Genomic DNA, 16,967 nt, shown 5'->3' on the forward strand with positions numbered 1-16,967 from the left:
AGCGACGACCCGGCGTATCGCCTCGTGGAGGTCAACAGTCCCGAATCACCCGACAGCAACTTCCCGTCGCGCTACGACGACGGACACATCCCCGGCGCTATCGGGCTGCAGTGGGACGAGGACCTTTCGGACGAAACCGAGCGGGACATCCTGAAGAAGGACGACTTCGAGCGAGTGGTGGGTGACGCCGGAATCGACGAGGACTCCACCGTCGTCTTCTACGGCGACGGGTGGATTCCGAACTGGTTCGCGCTGTACGCCTACTGGCAGTTCAAATACTACGGCCACGAGGACGCCCGCGTGCTGAACGGCGGGAAGGACTACTGGGTCGAAAATGACTACGAACTGACCGAGGAAGTACCCGACCACCCGGCACAGGAGTACCACGCCCGCGGCCCCTTCGAGAGCATCCGGGCGTACAAGGACGACGTGGACACGGCCATCGAATCCGGCCTGCCGCTCGTGGACGTGCGCTCGCCGGAGGAGTTCACGGGCGAAGTCATCGCGCCCGAAGGGTTGCAGGAGACGGCCCAACGCGGCGGGCACATCCCCGGCGCGAGCAACGTTCCGGTCGCGCAAGTCCTCGCCGACGACGGCCGGTTCAAGTCGGCCGACGAACTGCGCGAACTGTACGCCGACCACGGCGTGGACGGCGAGGAGTCCATCATCGCCTACTGCCGCGTCGGTGAACGCTCCTCCATCGAGTGGTTCGCGCTCCACGACCTGCTCGGGTTCGAAGACGTGCGCAACTACGACGGGTCGTGGACCGAGTGGGGCAATCTGGTTCGAGCGCCCATCGAAACCGGCGAGGAGTAAGTTCTTTTTCCGGGGTGACGAATCGCCACCATCACCGACTTTCACGAACTCGTCGCCGAACTGTACGACCACCTGGAAGCCACGGCGTCGTTGCCGGTCGCCACGCGCCCGAGTCAGTATCTCGGCGAAGCACAAGCAGTCGTCGGGGACGCCCGAGGCGCGCCCGAATCGGTCGTGGCAAAGCGCGTCTCACAGGCTGACGAGTTACTCTCGAACGTCGAGGAGACCGGGAGCGAGGAGGCGGACGAGCACGTCGAACGGGCGCGGGAGTTGGTGGACGATATCCGCTCCGAACTGGCGTGAGAGGGGGACACCATATCGGCGAACCTCCGAAGACGGAGGGTGTGTCAATAGTTAACACATTGCTGCGCGAAGTCAGCGGTGGGGAGGGATGTCCGCATGACCTTGGCAACCGTTCCGCGGTACGACGGCGCAACTCCGTCGGCGCGGAGCGGGACGGCGGTGGTGGTCGGGGCGGGAATGGCCGGTCTGGTTACCGCGCGGGTGTTGTCCGACCGGTTCGAGAACGTCACGGTCGTCGACCGCGATTCGTTTCCCGACGAGTCGGTCGCTCGCCCCGGCGTCCCGCAAGGACGCCAACCGCACGCGCTCATGGAGGCCGGACGGGCGACGCTGGAGGATTTGTTCCCGGGATTCAGCGAGGCGCTCGTCTCCGCAGGCGCGGTCGTCGTCGATTTCTCCAGCGACGTGAACTTCTACGGCGAAGGGGGCTTTCTCGCCCACGGGCCGACGCCGATGGAGAACGTCTCCGCGACCCGACCGCTGTTCGAGCAGGTCGTTCGACGGCGCGTGTCCGACCTCGACGACGTGCATCTCCGCCCGAACTGTCGCTTCGTGGAGTTCCTCTGTGACGACGCGGCGACGACCGTGGAGGGCGTCGTGCTCCACGAAGGCGGGGAGCGGAAGGAAGCGCGTGCCGATTTGGTCGTCGATGCCACCGGCCGGACGAGTCGAACGCCGAAGTGGCTGGGAGCTCACGGCTACGCGCCGCCGCCGCTGGACGAGGTGCACATCGACGTGCACTACAGCACCACCTTCGTCGAGCGACCGTCCGACGACCGCCGGACGTTCCTCGTGCCGCCCGCGCCGCCGCACACCCGCGGTGGGATGGCCGCCCCCGTCGAGGGAAACCGCTGGGTGGTGAACATGAACGGCGTCCACGGCGACGTTCCGCCGGGGGATTTCGAGGGGTTCACCGAGTTCGCCGAAAGCCTCCCCGTTTCCGAGGTGAAGGAGTTGCTCGACGAGCATCCGCCGGTTGCGGAGGCCGTCCACCGCTATCCGTTTCCCGCCAACAGGAGATACCGCTACGAGCGCCTCGACAGATTCCCCGACGGTCTCCTCGTGGTCGGCGACGCCATCGCCAGCTACAATCCGGTTTACGCACAGGGGATGTCGGTGGCCGCGCTCGAAGCGCTCGTGTTGCATCACACGCTGTCCGCGGGTGGTCGGGAGAACCTCGCGCTCCGCTTTTTCGACCGCGCGGAACCGGTCGTCGATACCGCGTGGCTGCTGGGGGTCGGCAGCGACTTCGCGTTCGAACGGACGACGGGTCCTAAACCGCGCGGCACGGAGTTCGTCGGCAGGTACCTCTCCCGCTTGATTCGCAAGGCGCACACGGACGGCGAACTCGCCACCGCGTTCGTCCGGGTGTTGATGATGGAGCGCCCGCCCAGTTCGCTGTTCCGCCCGACCGTCGCGTGGCGCGTCCTCAAGCCGACCGGGTGGTCGGCTGATTTCGTTCGACAGCGGGCGTGATTCCCGGCTGAACGCTCCGGGCGATTCGACAGCAAGGTCTGTCGCTTCGGGAGGCTTTAACTCGGCGTGCCGCCCTTACTCACAGTCATGAGCAACAGCACGGAGAAAGACGACGGGTTGCGGAGCCAAGAAGTGACGGAAGGCCCGGAACGCGCGCCGCATCGGGCGATGTTCCGCGCCATGGGTTTCGACGACGACGACCTCTCCTCGCCGATGGTCGGGGTGGCGAACCCCGCGGCCGACATCACGCCCTGCAACGTCCATCTGGACGACGTGGCCGGGGCGGCCATCGACGGCGTTAACGAGGCGGGCGGCATGCCCATCGAGTTCGGCACCATCACGATTTCCGACGCCATCTCCATGGGGACGGAGGGGATGAAAGCTAGCCTCATCTCGCGGGAGGTCATCGCCGACAGCGTGGAACTCGTCGCCTTCGGCGAGCGCATGGACGCTCTCGTCACGGTCGCGGGATGCGACAAGAACCTCCCCGGCATGATGATGGCGGCCATCCGCACCGACCTGCCGACCGTCTTCCTGTACGGCGGGTCGATTCTCCCCGGCGAACACGAGGGCCGCGAAGTGACGGTTCAGAACGTCTTCGAGGGCGTCGGCGCGGTGGCCCACGGCGACATGACCGAGGACGAGTTGGTCGAACTCGAACACGACGCCTGTCCCGGCGCGGGGTCCTGCGGCGGGATGTTCACCGCCAACACGATGGCGACCATCAGCGAAGTCCTCGGCCTCGCACCGCTCGGGTCCGCCAGTCCACCTGCCGAATCGCCGGAACGATACGAAGTCGCGGAGGGTGCGGGCGAACTCGTGTTGGACGCGGTGGAAAACGACCGCAAACCGTCCGATATCCTCTCGCGCGAATCCTTCGAGAACGCCATCGCGGTGCAGGTGGCGATGGGCGGTTCGACCAACGCCGTCCTGCACCTCCTCGCGCTCGCGGCGGAGGCCGGAATCGACCTCGACATCGACGACTTCGACGAGATTTCGCACCGGACGCCCAAAATCGCCAACCTCCAACCCGGCGGCACGCGGGTCATGAAGGACCTCCACGACGAGGGCGGCATCCCCGTCGTCCTCCGGCGACTGCTCGACGGGGGCTACATCCACGGCGACGCGATGACCGTGACCGGCCGCACCATCGAGGAGGAACTCGACCATCTAGGAGTCTCCGGCGACTCCGACGCCGACTTCCTCCGCCCCGTGGACGACCCGTTCCACGAGGAGGGGGCCATCAAAATCCTGAAAGGCAACCTCTCACCCGACGGGTCGGTCCTAAAGGTCACGGGGGAGGACAAGTTCCACCACAGCGGTCCAGCCCGCGTCTTCGAGAACGAGGAGGACGCGATGAAGTACGTTCAAGAGGGAGGCATCGAATCGGGCGATGTCATCGTCATCAGAAACGAAGGTCCGCGCGGCGGCCCCGGCATGCGCGAGATGCTCGGCGTGACGGCGGCAGTGGTTGGACAGGGCCACGAGGACGACGTGGCGCTCCTGACCGACGGCCGGTTCTCGGGTGCGACCCGCGGTCCCATGGTCGGACACGTCGCCCCGGAAGCCCGCGACGGCGGACCCATCGCGGTGGTCGAGGACGGTGACGAAATCACGGTGGATATCCCGAACCGCGAACTCTCCGTGGACCTCTCCGAGGAGGAACTCGACGCGCGATTGGACGACTGGGAACCGGACGCCCCGCGCTACGACTCCGGCGTCCTCGCCAAGTACGGCGAGACGTTCGGGTCGGCGGCCAACGGCGCGGTGACGAATCCGGGCGCGAAGCGGGAGTAACGACACCCAGTTCGGACGTTATTCTTTCCGACAATTCTCTCACCGAGCGGGAGCGCTAACGGAGAGGACGGCACCGGACGACAGAGGTGACCATCGATGACCACCTATTGCCACCCTGCCGAAATGTAAATAAATCCAATATAATAGTTATTATTGGAATTTATTTCCATATTCTACCGAGAATCGAAGTGTTTTTGCATTGTTTTTGGGTACTATTGAAGACGTATGGCAAGTGTTGTACAACGGGCATGGCGACGCTATCGATCTGTCGCCATCATCTACCGTATCGCGGCTGCGTTCGTCCTCGGGTCGGTCGTGGGACTCGTGGTCGGCGAACCGGCGACGAACCTCCAACCGCTCGGCGACCTCTTCGTCCGACTGCTGAAGATGGTCATCGTTCCCATCGTCGTGTTCACGCTCGTGATGGCGGCGCGGAACCTCTCGCCGAAGAACCTCGGAAAGGTCGGCGGACAGGTCATCTTCCTGTACCTCCTCACGACGGGGGTCGCCATCGCCATCGGTCTCGGCGTGGCGAACCTCATCGACCCCGGCGTCGGACTGCACCTCAAGGACGCGCTGGCGAAACCGGCCGTCGAGACGAAACAGGCGTCGGGACTGGCGAGCGTTCTCCTGAACATCGTCCCCCAGAACCCCTTCAGCGCGATGGCGGAGGGGAAGATCCTCGGCGTCATCTTCTTCGCGCTGGCGTTCGGTATCGGCCTGACGGTCGTCCGCGACGAGGCCGAAGAGGGGTCCGACGTCTACAACGGCGTCCAGACCACGTTCGACGTGGTTGAAGCGGGTGCCGAAGTGATGTTCAAAATCGTCTGGGGTATCATGGAGTACGGCGTCATCGGCGTGTTCGCGCTGATGGCCGCGCTGTTCGCTCAGACGGGGCCGGAAGCCATCCTCTCCCTGTTCAAACTCTTCGCCACGCTCGCCATCGCCATTGGCCTCCAGATATCGATAGTGTACCTCCTCGTCATCATCCGCGGACTCGTCGGTCACTCCCCGATGGATTTCGTCCGCGGCGGGAAAGACGCGATGGTGACGGCGTTGAGCATCCGGTCGTCCAGCGGGACGCTCCCGGTCACGATGTCGAACGCGGACGAGAACCTCGGCATCGACCAGGAGGTGTACAGTTTCTCCCTGCCGCTCGGTGCGACCATCAACATGGACGGAACGGCCATGTACCTCGGTATCGCCGCCATCTTCACCGCGAACGTGGTCGGGAAGACGCTCACGATTTCGGAACAGTTGAGCATCCTCGTCACGGCGCTCATCGCCAGCGTCGGAACCGCGGGCGTTCCGGGCGCGAGCATCGTCATGATGACCGTCGTGTTCACGCAGGTCGGCCTGCCGATTCAGGCCATCGCGTTCGTCCTTGGAATCGACCCGCTGCTCGACCGGATGCGGACGATGAACAACATCACCGGCGACCTCGCGGTCACGACGCTCGTGGCGAAGTGGAACGACGCAATCGACTTCGGCACCGGCGTCTGGGCCGACGACGAGAGCATCGGTCGGAGCGACGCACTCAACACTATAACGGGTGACGACTAACCTCCCGCCCATGAATTCGGAACCGACAACCGACACGACGCGGAGCGAGCGAATCGTCGAGCGCGCCCGTGAGGTGATTCCGGGCGGTGCACAGACCGGACTCCGGGCGCAGGCGTACGACACCGGCGACGTGGCGTTCGAACGCGCCAACGGTGCGACGCTGACCACCGTCGACGGCGAGGAGTACGTCGATTACCACCTCGGCTTCGGCCCCATCATCCTCGGACACGCGGACGACCGAGTGGACGAGGCGGCCCGAAGCGCCATCGACGGCGGCGTCCTCTACGGCACGGGGACGGCTCCCCTCGAAGTCGAGGTCGCCGAGCGACTGGTCGATTACCTCCCCGGTGTCGAGCAGGTCAACTTCTGCAATAGCGGGAGCGAGGCGACGTATCACGCGATTCGACTCGCCAGAGCGTACACGGGCAACGAGAAGATTCTGAAGTTCGAGGGCTGCTATCACGGTTGGCACGACTACGTGGACGTGAGCGTCTATCCGTCGGAGGACGAACTCGGCGAGCCACATCCAGAATCCGAGGGGATGCTTTCGTCCGCCGTGGAGAACACGCTCGTCGTCCCGTTCAACGACAGCGAGGCCGCCGAAGCGGTCGTCCGCGAACACGGCGACGACATCGCGGCGGTCATCCTCGAACCCGTCCCTCACTCGGTCGGCTGCATTCTACCTCGACAGGAGTTCCTCGAAACGCTCCGCGAGGTGACGCGGGACGCCGACGTGCCGCTCATCTTCGATGAAGTCATCACCGGCTTCCGCCACTCGCCGAATGGCGCACAGGGGGAGTTCGGCGTCACACCCGACCTGACCTGCGTTGCGAAGGCGCTTGGCAACGGCTACCCCATCGCGGCGGTCGGCGGGCGAACGGACCTGCTCGAACAGGCTGGCGGCGACAACAAATCCGGCGTCGTCATCAGCGGGACGTACTCGGGTAACCTGCCCGGACTCGCCGCGGCGCGCGCGACCATCGACACCATCGTCGAAGAGGACGTGCAGTCCCACGTCACCGACCTCGGCGACGAGTATCGGGCCGGACTCCGGGACCTGCTCTCCGACCACGGCATCGAGGGTCGCGTCGTCGGACACCGGAGCATCTTCAGCGTCCAGTTCGGCGTGACGGGCGAACCGGAGAACTACGAGGACATCCTCGGACTGGACGAGGAGCGCTTCCGCGAGTTCGCGGCGGGGATGCGCGAACGTGGTCACTTCTTCACGCCGAACCCGTACAAGCGCCACCACCTCTCGTTCGCCCACGGCGAGGCGGAGTTGGCGGCCTATCTGGACGACGCCGACGACGTGCTTGGGAACGTCTGACCGGGTTCAGCACCCTTAACCGTACCCGACGACTACCGTTTTTCGAATGGATTCTGCGATACGCATACGTGACCTCGAAAAGGAGTACGGGGAGGTACGGGCGCTGAAGGGGGTCGACCTCGACGTTCCGAAGGGGTCGTTTTTCGGGTTGCTCGGTCCGAACGGTGCGGGCAAGACAACGTTCATCAACATCCTCGTCGGCCTCGTGAAGAAGTCCGGCGGGACGGCGGAGGTGTTCGGTGCGGACGTAGAAAACGACTACCGCGAGGCGCGCGACCGAATCGGCCTCGCGCCGCAGGAGTTCAACGTGGACCGCTTCTTCCCGATTCGGGAGGTGTTGGAGCACAAGGCCGGGTATCACGGCATTCCGAAGTCGGAGGCCCGGGACCGCGCCGACGAGGTGCTGAAGCGGGTCGGCATCTACGACAAGCGCGACACGCGCTTCGACTGGCTCTCCGGCGGGATGAAACGCCGGTTCGTGCTGGCGCGGGCGCTCATCACCGAACCCGACCTGCTCATTCTGGACGAACCGACCGCCGGGGTGGACGTGCAGTTGCGCCACGACCTGTGGGACCTCATTACCGAACTCAACGAGTCGGGAACCACGATTCTGCTCACGACCCACTACATCGAGGAGGCCGAACGTCTCTGCGATGAGGTCGCCATCCTCGATTCGGGCCAAATCGTCGAGGTGGCGAGCCCCGAGGAACTCATGGGTCGCGGACCGGACAAGGTGACGATTTCGCTCCGCAACCCGCCCGAATCCGCGCCACACCTGTCGGCCGGTCGGGACAAAATCCAGGACATAGAACTGGACGGCGACGAACTCGTCGTCACGGCCCCGGAAGCGGGACTGCTCGCCCCGGAACTCGTCCGCGAACTCGACCGAAAGGGATTCGAAATCGTCCACTTCGACATCTCGCGCACCTCGCTCGAAGAGGTGTTCGTCGAGATGACGCGAACCGGGGAGACGACGGGGAGCGAATCGCCCGACGAGAACGACCGCGACGATTCCGACCTCGCCGCGATTGCCGGGGGTGACGGCGCGTGAGCGGCGAAACCGATACCGCTGGTCTCACGGGATTCGTCACCCTGACCCGCCGCGAAATCCTTCGATTCCTCCGTCGGCCGCGGAACACGTTCGTCCCGCCGTTCGTGACGAACGTGCTGTACTTCTCCGTTTTCGGCGTCATCCTCGGCAACCGCGTCGGCGGGATGCAGTTCGACGGCCAGAGCGTCCCCTACATCGTCTTCATTTTGCCCGGACTGGTCGTACTGGGTGCCATCTCCAACGCCTTCGAGAACTCCTGTTTCTCCATCTTCCACGGGCGCTGGAACCGCTACATCGAGGAGACGCTGACCTCGCCGATGTCGTACTCGCGGATGGTCGCCTCCTACATCGTCTCGGGCGCGACGCGGGGCCTCCTCGTCGGGGCGCTCATCGCCGTCCTCGGCGCGTTCTTCACGTCCGTCGGGGTCGCCCGTCCGTTCTACCTCGTCGCCTTCGCGCTCGTCATCACGCTCCTCTTCTCCAGTTTCGGCGTGGTCGGCGGCCTCTGGGCCGACGACTGGGACAACCTGACGATGATGAACCAGTTCATCGTCCGTCCCCTCGTCTTCTTCGGCGGCGTGTTCTACACGCTCGACAGCCTCCCGTCCGGTATCTACCGCGACCTCACCATGCTCAACCCGATGGTGTACATGGTCGATGGCGTCCGGTACGGCTTCCTCGGCGCGTCGGAACTCGACCCGAACCTCTCGCTCGGCGTCTTGACGGGACTGACGCTCGTCGTGATGGCCATCGACACGTACCTGTTCCGGCAGGGGTACGGGTTGACCGACTGATTCGGGGCGGAAATCCGGTCGTCACCGGATAACAGTACATTTCAGTATGATTTAGTAGATCACAGTAGTATATAATATAAAATCCGACCCCATCGTTCAGTGCAGAAAGCATTTATCGCACGTCTCAAATCGATAACTGATGGCAGATTTCGGAACGATGCTCGTCGGAGTCGGTAGCCTCGCCCTCGGCGCGCTCGGTGTCCGGTACGGCTACCAAATAGCACGGTTCAGCGAACAGGCCGACGCCATCGGGAGCACGACGCCGATGGGTGAGGTCGAACCCGCCGGTTGGAAGGTCATCGTGACGCAACTCGGTTTCGGCCTGTTGGGTGCGCTCGGCATTCTAATGGTAATTCTCGCCGTCTGGCCCTGAAAAAAGAGGAGTTCTACAACCGCGACAGCACCGCTTCCGTCACGTTCTTGGTGGTCGCGTCGCCGCCGAGGTCGGGCGTCCGCGGCCCGTCCGACAGCACGGCTTCGACGGCCGCCCTGACCGCCGCTCCGTCCTCGTCGTAGCCCAGATGCTCCAGCAACATCGCCGCCGAGAGCATGGTCGCGGCGGGGTTCGCCACGCCCTCGCCCGCGATGTCCGGGGCGGTGCCGTGGACGGGTTCGAACAGGGCGTTGTCCGGGCCGATGTTCGCGGAGGGAAGCAGACCCAAGCCGCCCACCAGTCCGGCTGCGAGGTCGGAGAGCACGTCCCCAGCGAGGTTCGGACAGACGATGACGTCGTACTCCTCGGGGCGCAAGCAGAGGTGCGTCGCCAGCGCGTCCATCAGCATCTCGTCGTGCGGGACGCTGTGAACGTCCGCAACGCGGTCCACCGTGTCGCGGAACACGCCATCCGTCTCGCGCATCACGTTGGCCTTGTGGGCGATGGTGAACGACTCCTCGTCGCGTCCCTCGACGTACTCGCACGCGAACTCGGCGAGCCGTTCGGAGGCGGATTCGGTGACGACGCGGGTCAGCGTCGCCACGTCGTCGCTCAGCCGCGATTCGTGGCCCGCGTAGACGCCCTCCGTGTTCTCGCGGAGGAACACGAGGTCCGTCTCGGGGCGAAGCGCGTCGGTGCCGGGGTAGGCCCGCGCTGGCCGGACGTTGACGAACGAGTCCACCACGCTCCGAAGCGGGAGGATGACCTCCGCCGCCGTCTCGCCCGCCGCGCCGAACAGGGTCGCGTTGGATGCCGCGACGAGTGACCGGGTTTCGTCCGGGAGCGCGGTTCCCGTCTCCTCTTTCACTGCGTCGCCCGCGTCGCCTTCCACGAACTCGAACTCCGGTCCGACGGCTTCGAGGACTCGTCGTGCCGCAGGTACTACTTCCTGTCCGATTCCGTCGCCGGGGATGACCGCTATTTGTTCGCTCATTGTTCGACGTAAGGGAGGCTCTCGGCCGTTTTCTCGATTTCCGCTTCGTTCGACTTCATTAGCGCCGTCGTGTCCCAGACGCCCTCCACGAGCGCCTGTCGCTGGGCGTCGTCCACGTTCGCTTGCACGGTTCGGTCGTCGTAGCTGACCGTCTCGTCCGCCACGTCGACCTCGATTTCTGCGTCGGGGTTCTCCTCGACGAAATCCTGTAACGCCTCGACCGTCTCGGCGTCGGCAGTGACGGTCGGAATTCCCAGCGCCAGACAGTTGCCCGCGAAGATTTCGGCGAAGCTCTCGCCGACGATGGCGTCGATTCCCCACCGCGCGAGCGCCTGCGGCGCGTGCTCGCGCGAGGAGCCACAGCCGAAGTTGGCGTTGACGACCAGAATCGACGCGCCGTTGTGCGCGTCGTCGTTGAAGGGGTGCGGTTGCGGGTCGTCGTTCGAATCGAACCGCTGGTCGAAAAAGGCGAACTGCCCCAATCCGTCGAAGGTGACGACCTTCATGAACCGCGCCGGGATTATCTGGTCGGTGTCGATGTCGTTGCCCCGCACGGCGATTCCGGTTCCGGATTCGTGCGTAATTTTGTCGGTCATGCGCTCGCCACCTCCGACAGTTCGCGCACGTCAGTCACTTCGCCGCGAATCGCGGCGGCCGCGACCATCTCCGGGCTCATCAGGACCGTCCGTCCGTCGGGACTGCCCTGCCGTCCCACGAAGTTGCGGTTCGAGGAGGACGCGCTGGCCTCGTCACCGTCAAGTTGGTCGTCGTTCATGCCGAGACACATCGAACAACCGGCACCGCGCCAGTCGAAACCGGCCTCGCGGAAGATTTCGTCCAAGCCTTCCTCCTCCGCGGCGGCCTTCACGCGTTGGCTGCCGGGGACGACCATCGCCCGCACGTCGTCGTGGACTTCGCGTCCCTCGACGACCGCTGCGGCGCGTCGCAAGTCCGGCAATCGGGCGTTCGTACAGGAGCCGACGAACGCCACGTCGATGTCGTAGCCCGCCATCGTCTCGCCGGGTTCCACGCGCATGTGTTCCTGTGCGTCGCGTGCGCTCTCCCGCTTGTCTTTCGGCAGGTCGTCGGGGTCCGGAATCGGTTCCGTGATGCCGACGCCCTGTCCGGGGGTCGTCCCCCACGTCACCATCGGTTCGAGTTCGTCGCCGTCGATGACCACCTCGTCGTCGTAGGTCGCGTCCTCGTCCGAGCGGACGGACTCCCAGTAGGATTTGAGCTCCTCGAACTTCTCGGGGTCGTCGCCGGACTGCGTCCGGCTGCCAGAGGGACTCTGTCCCTCGCTGTCTTCGAACGCGTCCGTTTCGCGCAGGTACTCGTACGTCGTCTCGTCGGGGTTGACGTAGCCCGCGCGAGCGCCGCCCTCGATGGACATGTTGCAGATGCTCATCCGGCCTTCCATGTCCAAATTCTCGATGGCTTCGCCCGCGTACTCGTAGACGTAGCCGACGCCGCCGTCGGTTCCGAGGCGGCGGATGATTTCGAGGACGATATCCTTCGCCGAGACGCCCTCGCCGAGTTCGCCCGTGACGCGAATTCGGCGAACCTTCTGTTTCTCCATCGCTATCGTCCCGGTGGCGAGCACGTCCCGAATCTGGCTCGTCCCGATTCCGAACGCCAGCGCGCCGAACGCGCCGTGCGTCGCGGTGTGGCTGTCGCCGCAGACGATGGTCATGCCGGGTTGGGTCAACCCCTGCTCCGGCCCGATGACGTGCACGATGCCTTGGTCGCCCGACTTCGGGTGCGAGAAGTCGATACCCGCCTCGCGGACGTTCTCCTCCAGTTCGGACATCATCTCCTCCGCCGCGTCGTCGCTGTAGGGGCGCGACTGGTCCGCGGTCGGGACGATGTGGTCCACCGTGGCGTGCGTGTTCTCCGGGTACGCGACCTCCATGTCGCGCTCCTCCAGCATCCCGAACGCCTGCGGACTCGTCACCTCGTGGACGAGGTGCAGGCCGACGAACAGCTGGGTTTGGCCCGTCGGCAGGTCCGTCACCCGGTGTCGGTCCCACACCTTGTCGTAGAGCGTTCCCTCGCTCATCGGTACTGTACCCGGAACTCGTGGCCGCGCTCGAAGACGCCCGCCGAGTCACCCGCTCCCGCGGGCGCTTCGTGCTCGATGTCGGCCATCGTCTTCGTCTCCTCGTCGTTCGATTCGTGTTCCCCGCCGTCCGCGACGATTCGGCCGCGGCTGAACACGCGCGTCATCGCCCCGCGGTCGGCGAAGGGGTGGACGTGGCTGATTTCGCCCATCGTTTCCGGACCATCGCTGCTCACGGTTTCACCGTTGTCTCGCGGCGTTGCCGCTTGACTGTCCGCGGAACGGTGTTCCGCGCTACTCGCTTTTCGATGTTCCTTCGGAACATCGCTAGTCATCTGCTGTCACCCGCTCTTGCTCTTTCTCTTCGGATTCCGATTCCTCGTCTTCCGTCTCCGACCACGCGAACAGTTCCCGGAGGCGGTCCCCGACCTCCTCGATTTCGTGGTTCTTCTCGGCGTTCCGCTTCTGGCGGTACGACGGGCGTCCGGCCTGGTTCTCGACGATCCACTGTTGGGCGAACTCGCCGTTCTGCACCTCTTCGAGCACCTGTTCCATCTTCTCGCGGGCGTGGTCGTCCACGACGACCTCGCCGCGGGTCAGGCCACCGTATTCGGCGGTGTCGGAGACCGAATCCCACATCTCGCCGAGGCCACCCTCGTACATCAGGTCCACGATGAGTTTCATCTCGTTCAGACACTCGAAGTAGGCCATCTCGGGCGAGTACCCCGCGTCCACGAGCGTCTCGTAGCCCGCCTTGATGAGTTCCGTGACGCCGCCACAGAGGACGGCCTGCTCGCCGAACAGGTCGGTTTCCGTCTCCTCCTGGAACGAGGTTTCGACCACACCGGCGCGGGTACAGCCGATGGCCTTGCCGTAGGCGAGCGCCTCCTCCTTCGCCTCGCCGCTCGCGTCCTGATAGACCGCGAGCAGGCCGGGCGTCCCTTCCTCGGCCTGATAGTTCCGCCGGACGAGGTGGCCCGGCGACTTCGGTGCGATCATCGTCACGTCCACGTCGTCCGACGGTTCGATTTGGCCGTAGTGGATGTTGAAGCCGTGCGCGAACTGCAGGGTGTCGCCGGGTTCGAGTTCGGACTCGATGTCGGCGTACACGGCGGGTTGCACGGTGTCCGGCACGAGCACCGAGACGACCTGCGCCTCGCTCGCGGCCTCCTTCGGCGTCGCAACTCGGAGTCCGTCGGCCTCCGCCGCTTTTCGGGACGAGGAACCTTCTCGCAGGCCGACCACAACGTCTACCCCGCTGTCCGCGAGGTTTTGGGCGTGGGCGTGGCCCTGACTGCCGTAGCCGAGTACGGCCACCGTCTTGTCGTTCAGATAGCTGTCGTCCGCGTCGTCGTCGTAGTATATCGTCGCGTCGTATTGATCAGTCATTGTTGTAATCTTCAGTTTTCGGTCGTGTCGGTCGTCTCACTGTCCTCCGCGCTGTGGGGGTCTTCGGGCGGTTGAGTGGAGTGCCCCGGTTCCTCGCCGGGCGTCGTCGGCGTGTCGCCGCGGGCCAACGCGGTCTGGCCGGTTCGGGCGATTTCGATGATGCCGAACTGGCGGAAAGCGTCCACCGCGTCGTCGATTTTCTGCTGGTCGCCCGTTATCTGGACCGTGATGGTTCGCGGTCCGGCGTCGAGCGTTTGGCCCTCGTACATCTGGGTGATGGCGTGAACCTCGTCGGGCCTGTCGCCGCGGACCTTCAGGAGCACCAACTCGGCGCGGACGGCCGGGTCGTCCACCTCACCCACCTGAATGACGGGCTTGAGCTTCGCCAGTTGTTTCTCCACTTGGTCGATGCCTGATTCCGTCTCCTCGACCACGAGCGTGATTCGCGCGTGGCCGTCCACCGTCGTCGGGCCGACCGTCAGGCTCTCGATGTTGAACCGTCGCCGGGAGAACAGCCCGGAGACGCGCGAGAGGACGCCCGGTTCGTGTTCGACCAGCGCGGAGACGACGGCGGTTCGCCGTCGCGGTTCCGCCTCCGCTTCCGGGTCGATTCGGATGCCCTGTTCGTTCCGGCGACCGTCGGGATGCGGTCGGTCGTCGGGTGCGGTGCCGGGCATTCCTCCGGACGGGTTCTGCGCGGACTGGTCGTCCGTCGCGTCTTCCCCGCTCATAGTTGGTCCTCCGAGAGGGCGAATTTGCCGTTGGCACCGCCGCTCGGAACCATCGGATAGACGTTCGTGCCGGGGTCGACGTGGAAGTCGATGACCGACGGGCCGTCGTAGGCCAGCGCTTCCTCGATGGTGTCGGCCACCTCGTCGTAGTCGTCCACGGCGAAGCCCTTCGCGCCGAACGCTTCGGCCAGCTTGTCGAACTCGGGACACCAGTCGTACTCGGCGGCCATCCGCCGTCCCTCGAAGAAGGCGTCCTGCCACTGGCGAACCATCCCGATGTACTCGTTGTTCAGGATGACGACGGTGATGTCGAGGTTCTCCCGAACCGCCACGGAGAGTTCTTGCATCGTCATCTGGAAGGAACCGTCGCCGTCGATGCAGACGACCTGCTGGTCGTCGTCGGCCGCGAACCGAGCGCCGATTGCGGCGGGTAGACCGTAGCCCATCGTTCCCAGACCGTGACTGGACACCCACGTTCGCGGACTGCGGTACGTCCAGAACTGCGCGGCCCACATCTGGTGCTGGCCGACGCCGGTCGTGACGATGGCGTCGTCGTCCGTCGCCTCGTCCAGCGCCTCGACCACAAACTGCGGTTTCAGCGGTTCGTCTTCGGGCGTGTCGTAGGTCAGGGGGAACTCTTCCTTCCACGACGAGCACTGCTCGCGCCACGCGCCCCAGTCGTTCGTATCCTTGGGCGACACTTCCGCATCGACCTGTTCGACGACCGTCCCCGCGTCGCCGATGAGCGGATAGTCCGCGTGGACGTTCTTCGAAATCTCGGCCGGGTCGATGTCGATGTGAACGACCTCCGCCTCGGGCGCGAAGGTGTCCACGCCGCCGGTCAGTCGGTCGTCGAACCGACAGCCGACGGCTATCAGCACGTCACAGTGCGTGACGGCCATGTTTGCGTAGCCGGTGCCGTGCATGCCCGCCCACGACAGACAGAGGTCGTGGTCCTCGGGCATCGATCCGATGGCGGGCATGGTCGTCACGACGGGAATGCCGTGCTCGGTGGCGAACTGCCGCGCCTCCTCGCACGCATCGCCCTTGACCACGCCGCCGCCGAACAGGAGCAACGGTTTCTCCGCGCCCTCGACGGCTCGCGCCGCGGCGACGACGGCATCGGACTCCGCTTCCGTTTGCGGCGAGTAGGTGTCCGGCGTTTCCGTGCGGCCGGGGTCGGCGTCGGTCTCGGCGAGCGTCGCGTCCTTCGGCAGGTCCACGAGCGTCGGCCCGGGGCGGCCCGTCTCGGCGAGCGCGAACGCCTCGCCGACCATATCCCCAACCGTGTCCGCGTCGCCCGCGAAGTAGTTGTGCTTCGTGATGGGGGCCGTGACGCCCGTCGTGTCCGTCTCCTGGAAGGCGTCGGAGCCGACCATGCCGGAGGGAACCTGTCCCGTCAGGGCGACCATGGCGTCGGAGTCCATGTTGGCGTCGGCGATGCCCGTGACGAGGTTCGTCGCCCCCGGCCCGGACGTCGCCAGACAGATGCCCGGTTCGCCCTTGACGACGCCGTACGCATCCGCCGCGTGGGACGCGCCCTGTTCGTGGGCCATCGTCACGTGGTGGATGTCCGAGTCGAACAGCGCGTCGTAGACGGGCATGATGGCCCCGCCTGCACGCCGAACATGGCTTCGACACCGGCGGCCTCCAGCGTCGAGACGAGCGACTGTGCGCCCGTTGTGGGCTCGTCCGCGGTCGGCTCGGTCGTCGCGTTCGGTTCGTTCGGTTCGTTCGAATCGGTCGTCGTCGATTCGGTCGGTTCCTCCGTGGGTTCCGTGGCGTTCGCTTCCCCCTCGTCCGCGTCGTGGGAAACGGGGGGGACCGTGCGTTCGCTCACGAATCCGTCACCTCGGTTCGGTCGGTGTTCGTCGGTCGATACTGGTCTGATTGCGGTCGTGTGCCTGTCATCGATATGCGCGTATGCGTCGTGCTGTTGGGTTGCGATTCGTTCCGGTTCGGTGGTGAGAAGAGGTGAGGGGTAGCTAGACCCCTACAATAATGCGTACGCGCTCCACGGCCGCAACGCTCGACGCTTGCGAACCGCGGGTCGAACGTCGTCGTGGCATCTGTGTTAACACCATTCGAGGTGCAACAGAAATAGCCCTTACGTGCCGGGCAATTCTTGCGCGGTCGGGGTGGCCGCGGCTCACGGTGGGTGGGAAAGCGGCGGAAGGCCATGGTTACGCGTTCGCCTCCTCGCTAGAATCGACGCCAGTTCGCGGGCGAATCGTTGTACGTCGCTCACCGTCACGCGGTTTTTCTCCGCGCCGCGGTCTTTGACCCGGCGCGTA

The 16,967-nt window shown here is 65.2% G+C and carries 15 protein-coding genes and 1 pseudogene; 9 read left to right on the forward strand and 7 right to left on the reverse strand.

The window, feature by feature from the left end:
* From BG842_RS00835 to BG842_RS00875, 9 genes are all read left to right on the forward strand, one after another.
* Positions 1 to 816, forward strand: an 816-nt coding sequence (locus BG842_RS00835; RefSeq protein ID WP_069449290.1) for a sulfurtransferase, incomplete at its 5' end; no start/stop codon positions are given.
* A 90-nt stretch (positions 817 to 906) separates the two neighbouring features.
* Positions 907 to 1,119, forward strand: a complete 213-nt coding sequence (locus tag BG842_RS00840; protein ID WP_254662806.1) for a hypothetical protein — start codon at positions 907 to 909, stop codon at positions 1,117 to 1,119.
* 96 nt (positions 1,120 to 1,215) lie between these two features.
* Positions 1,216 to 2,595, forward strand: a complete 1,380-nt coding sequence (locus BG842_RS00845) for an NAD(P)/FAD-dependent oxidoreductase (RefSeq protein ID WP_069449292.1) — start codon at positions 1,216 to 1,218, stop codon at positions 2,593 to 2,595.
* An 87-nt stretch (positions 2,596 to 2,682) separates the two neighbouring features.
* Positions 2,683 to 4,392, forward strand: a complete 1,710-nt coding sequence (gene ilvD, locus BG842_RS00850) for a dihydroxy-acid dehydratase (protein WP_069449293.1) — start codon at positions 2,683 to 2,685, stop codon at positions 4,390 to 4,392.
* Between the two features lie 225 nt (positions 4,393 to 4,617).
* Positions 4,618 to 5,955: a dicarboxylate/amino acid:cation symporter gene (locus BG842_RS00855; protein ID WP_069449294.1), complete on the forward strand. Its 1,338-nt coding sequence runs from the start codon at positions 4,618 to 4,620 to the stop codon at positions 5,953 to 5,955.
* Between the two features lie 10 nt (positions 5,956 to 5,965).
* Positions 5,966 to 7,282: an aspartate aminotransferase family protein gene (locus BG842_RS00860; protein ID WP_069449295.1), complete on the forward strand. Its 1,317-nt coding sequence runs from the start codon at positions 5,966 to 5,968 to the stop codon at positions 7,280 to 7,282.
* A gap of 46 nt (positions 7,283 to 7,328) precedes the next feature.
* Entirely contained in the window at positions 7,329 to 8,333 is a 1,005-nt protein-coding gene (locus BG842_RS00865; protein ID WP_069449296.1) for an ABC transporter ATP-binding protein, read from the forward strand.
* The gene (locus BG842_RS00870; RefSeq protein WP_069449297.1) at positions 8,330 to 9,127 is read left to right on the forward strand and encodes an ABC transporter permease; all 798 of its coding nucleotides are present in this window, start codon (positions 8,330 to 8,332) and stop codon (positions 9,125 to 9,127) included. The genes BG842_RS00865 and BG842_RS00870 overlap by 4 nt, the downstream gene beginning before the upstream one ends.
* 139 nt (positions 9,128 to 9,266) lie before the next feature.
* Complete coding sequence (locus tag BG842_RS00875; RefSeq protein ID WP_069449298.1) at positions 9,267 to 9,500, forward strand: hypothetical protein; 234 nt, start codon at positions 9,267 to 9,269, stop codon at positions 9,498 to 9,500.
* Positions 9,501 to 9,513: 13 nt separating this feature from the next.
* Here the strand turns inward: BG842_RS00875 and BG842_RS00880 are convergent, their stop codons facing one another.
* The 7 genes and pseudogenes from BG842_RS00880 to ilvB form a co-directional block, all read right to left on the reverse strand.
* Complete coding sequence (locus BG842_RS00880) at positions 9,514 to 10,494, reverse strand: isocitrate/isopropylmalate dehydrogenase family protein (protein WP_069449299.1); 981 nt, start codon at positions 10,492 to 10,494, stop codon at positions 9,514 to 9,516.
* On the reverse strand, positions 10,491 to 11,090 hold the full coding sequence (gene leuD, locus BG842_RS00885; RefSeq protein WP_007981727.1) for a 3-isopropylmalate dehydratase small subunit: 600 nt from the start codon (positions 11,088 to 11,090) through the stop codon (positions 10,491 to 10,493). Before leuD ends, BG842_RS00880 begins: the two co-directional genes overlap by 4 nt.
* Entirely contained in the window at positions 11,087 to 12,553 is a 1,467-nt protein-coding gene (leuC, locus tag BG842_RS00890; RefSeq protein WP_069449300.1) for a 3-isopropylmalate dehydratase large subunit, read from the reverse strand. The genes leuD and leuC overlap by 4 nt, the downstream gene beginning before the upstream one ends.
* Positions 12,550 to 12,888 (reverse strand): hypothetical protein, encoded by a 339-nt coding sequence (locus BG842_RS00895; protein ID WP_069449301.1) that lies wholly within the window; start codon positions 12,886 to 12,888, stop codon positions 12,550 to 12,552. Before BG842_RS00895 ends, leuC begins: the two co-directional genes overlap by 4 nt.
* Positions 12,881 to 13,942, reverse strand: coding sequence for a ketol-acid reductoisomerase (ilvC, locus tag BG842_RS00900; RefSeq protein ID WP_069449302.1), 1,062 nt, complete (start codon positions 13,940 to 13,942; stop codon positions 12,881 to 12,883). The genes BG842_RS00895 and ilvC overlap by 8 nt, the downstream gene beginning before the upstream one ends.
* Before the next feature lie 11 nt (positions 13,943 to 13,953).
* Positions 13,954 to 14,673: an acetolactate synthase small subunit gene (ilvN, locus tag BG842_RS00905; protein WP_007981719.1), complete on the reverse strand. Its 720-nt coding sequence runs from the start codon at positions 14,671 to 14,673 to the stop codon at positions 13,954 to 13,956.
* Positions 14,670 to 16,513, reverse strand: a pseudogene (ilvB, locus tag BG842_RS00910) (biosynthetic-type acetolactate synthase large subunit). Before ilvB ends, ilvN begins: the two are co-directional and overlap by 4 nt.
* Positions 16,514 to 16,967: the final 454 nt, after the last annotated feature.

Origin of the sequence: Haladaptatus sp. W1, from assembly GCF_001723155.1 — an archaeon.
In the GTDB taxonomy this organism is placed as follows: domain Archaea; phylum Halobacteriota; class Halobacteria; order Halobacteriales; family Haladaptataceae; genus Haladaptatus; species Haladaptatus paucihalophilus.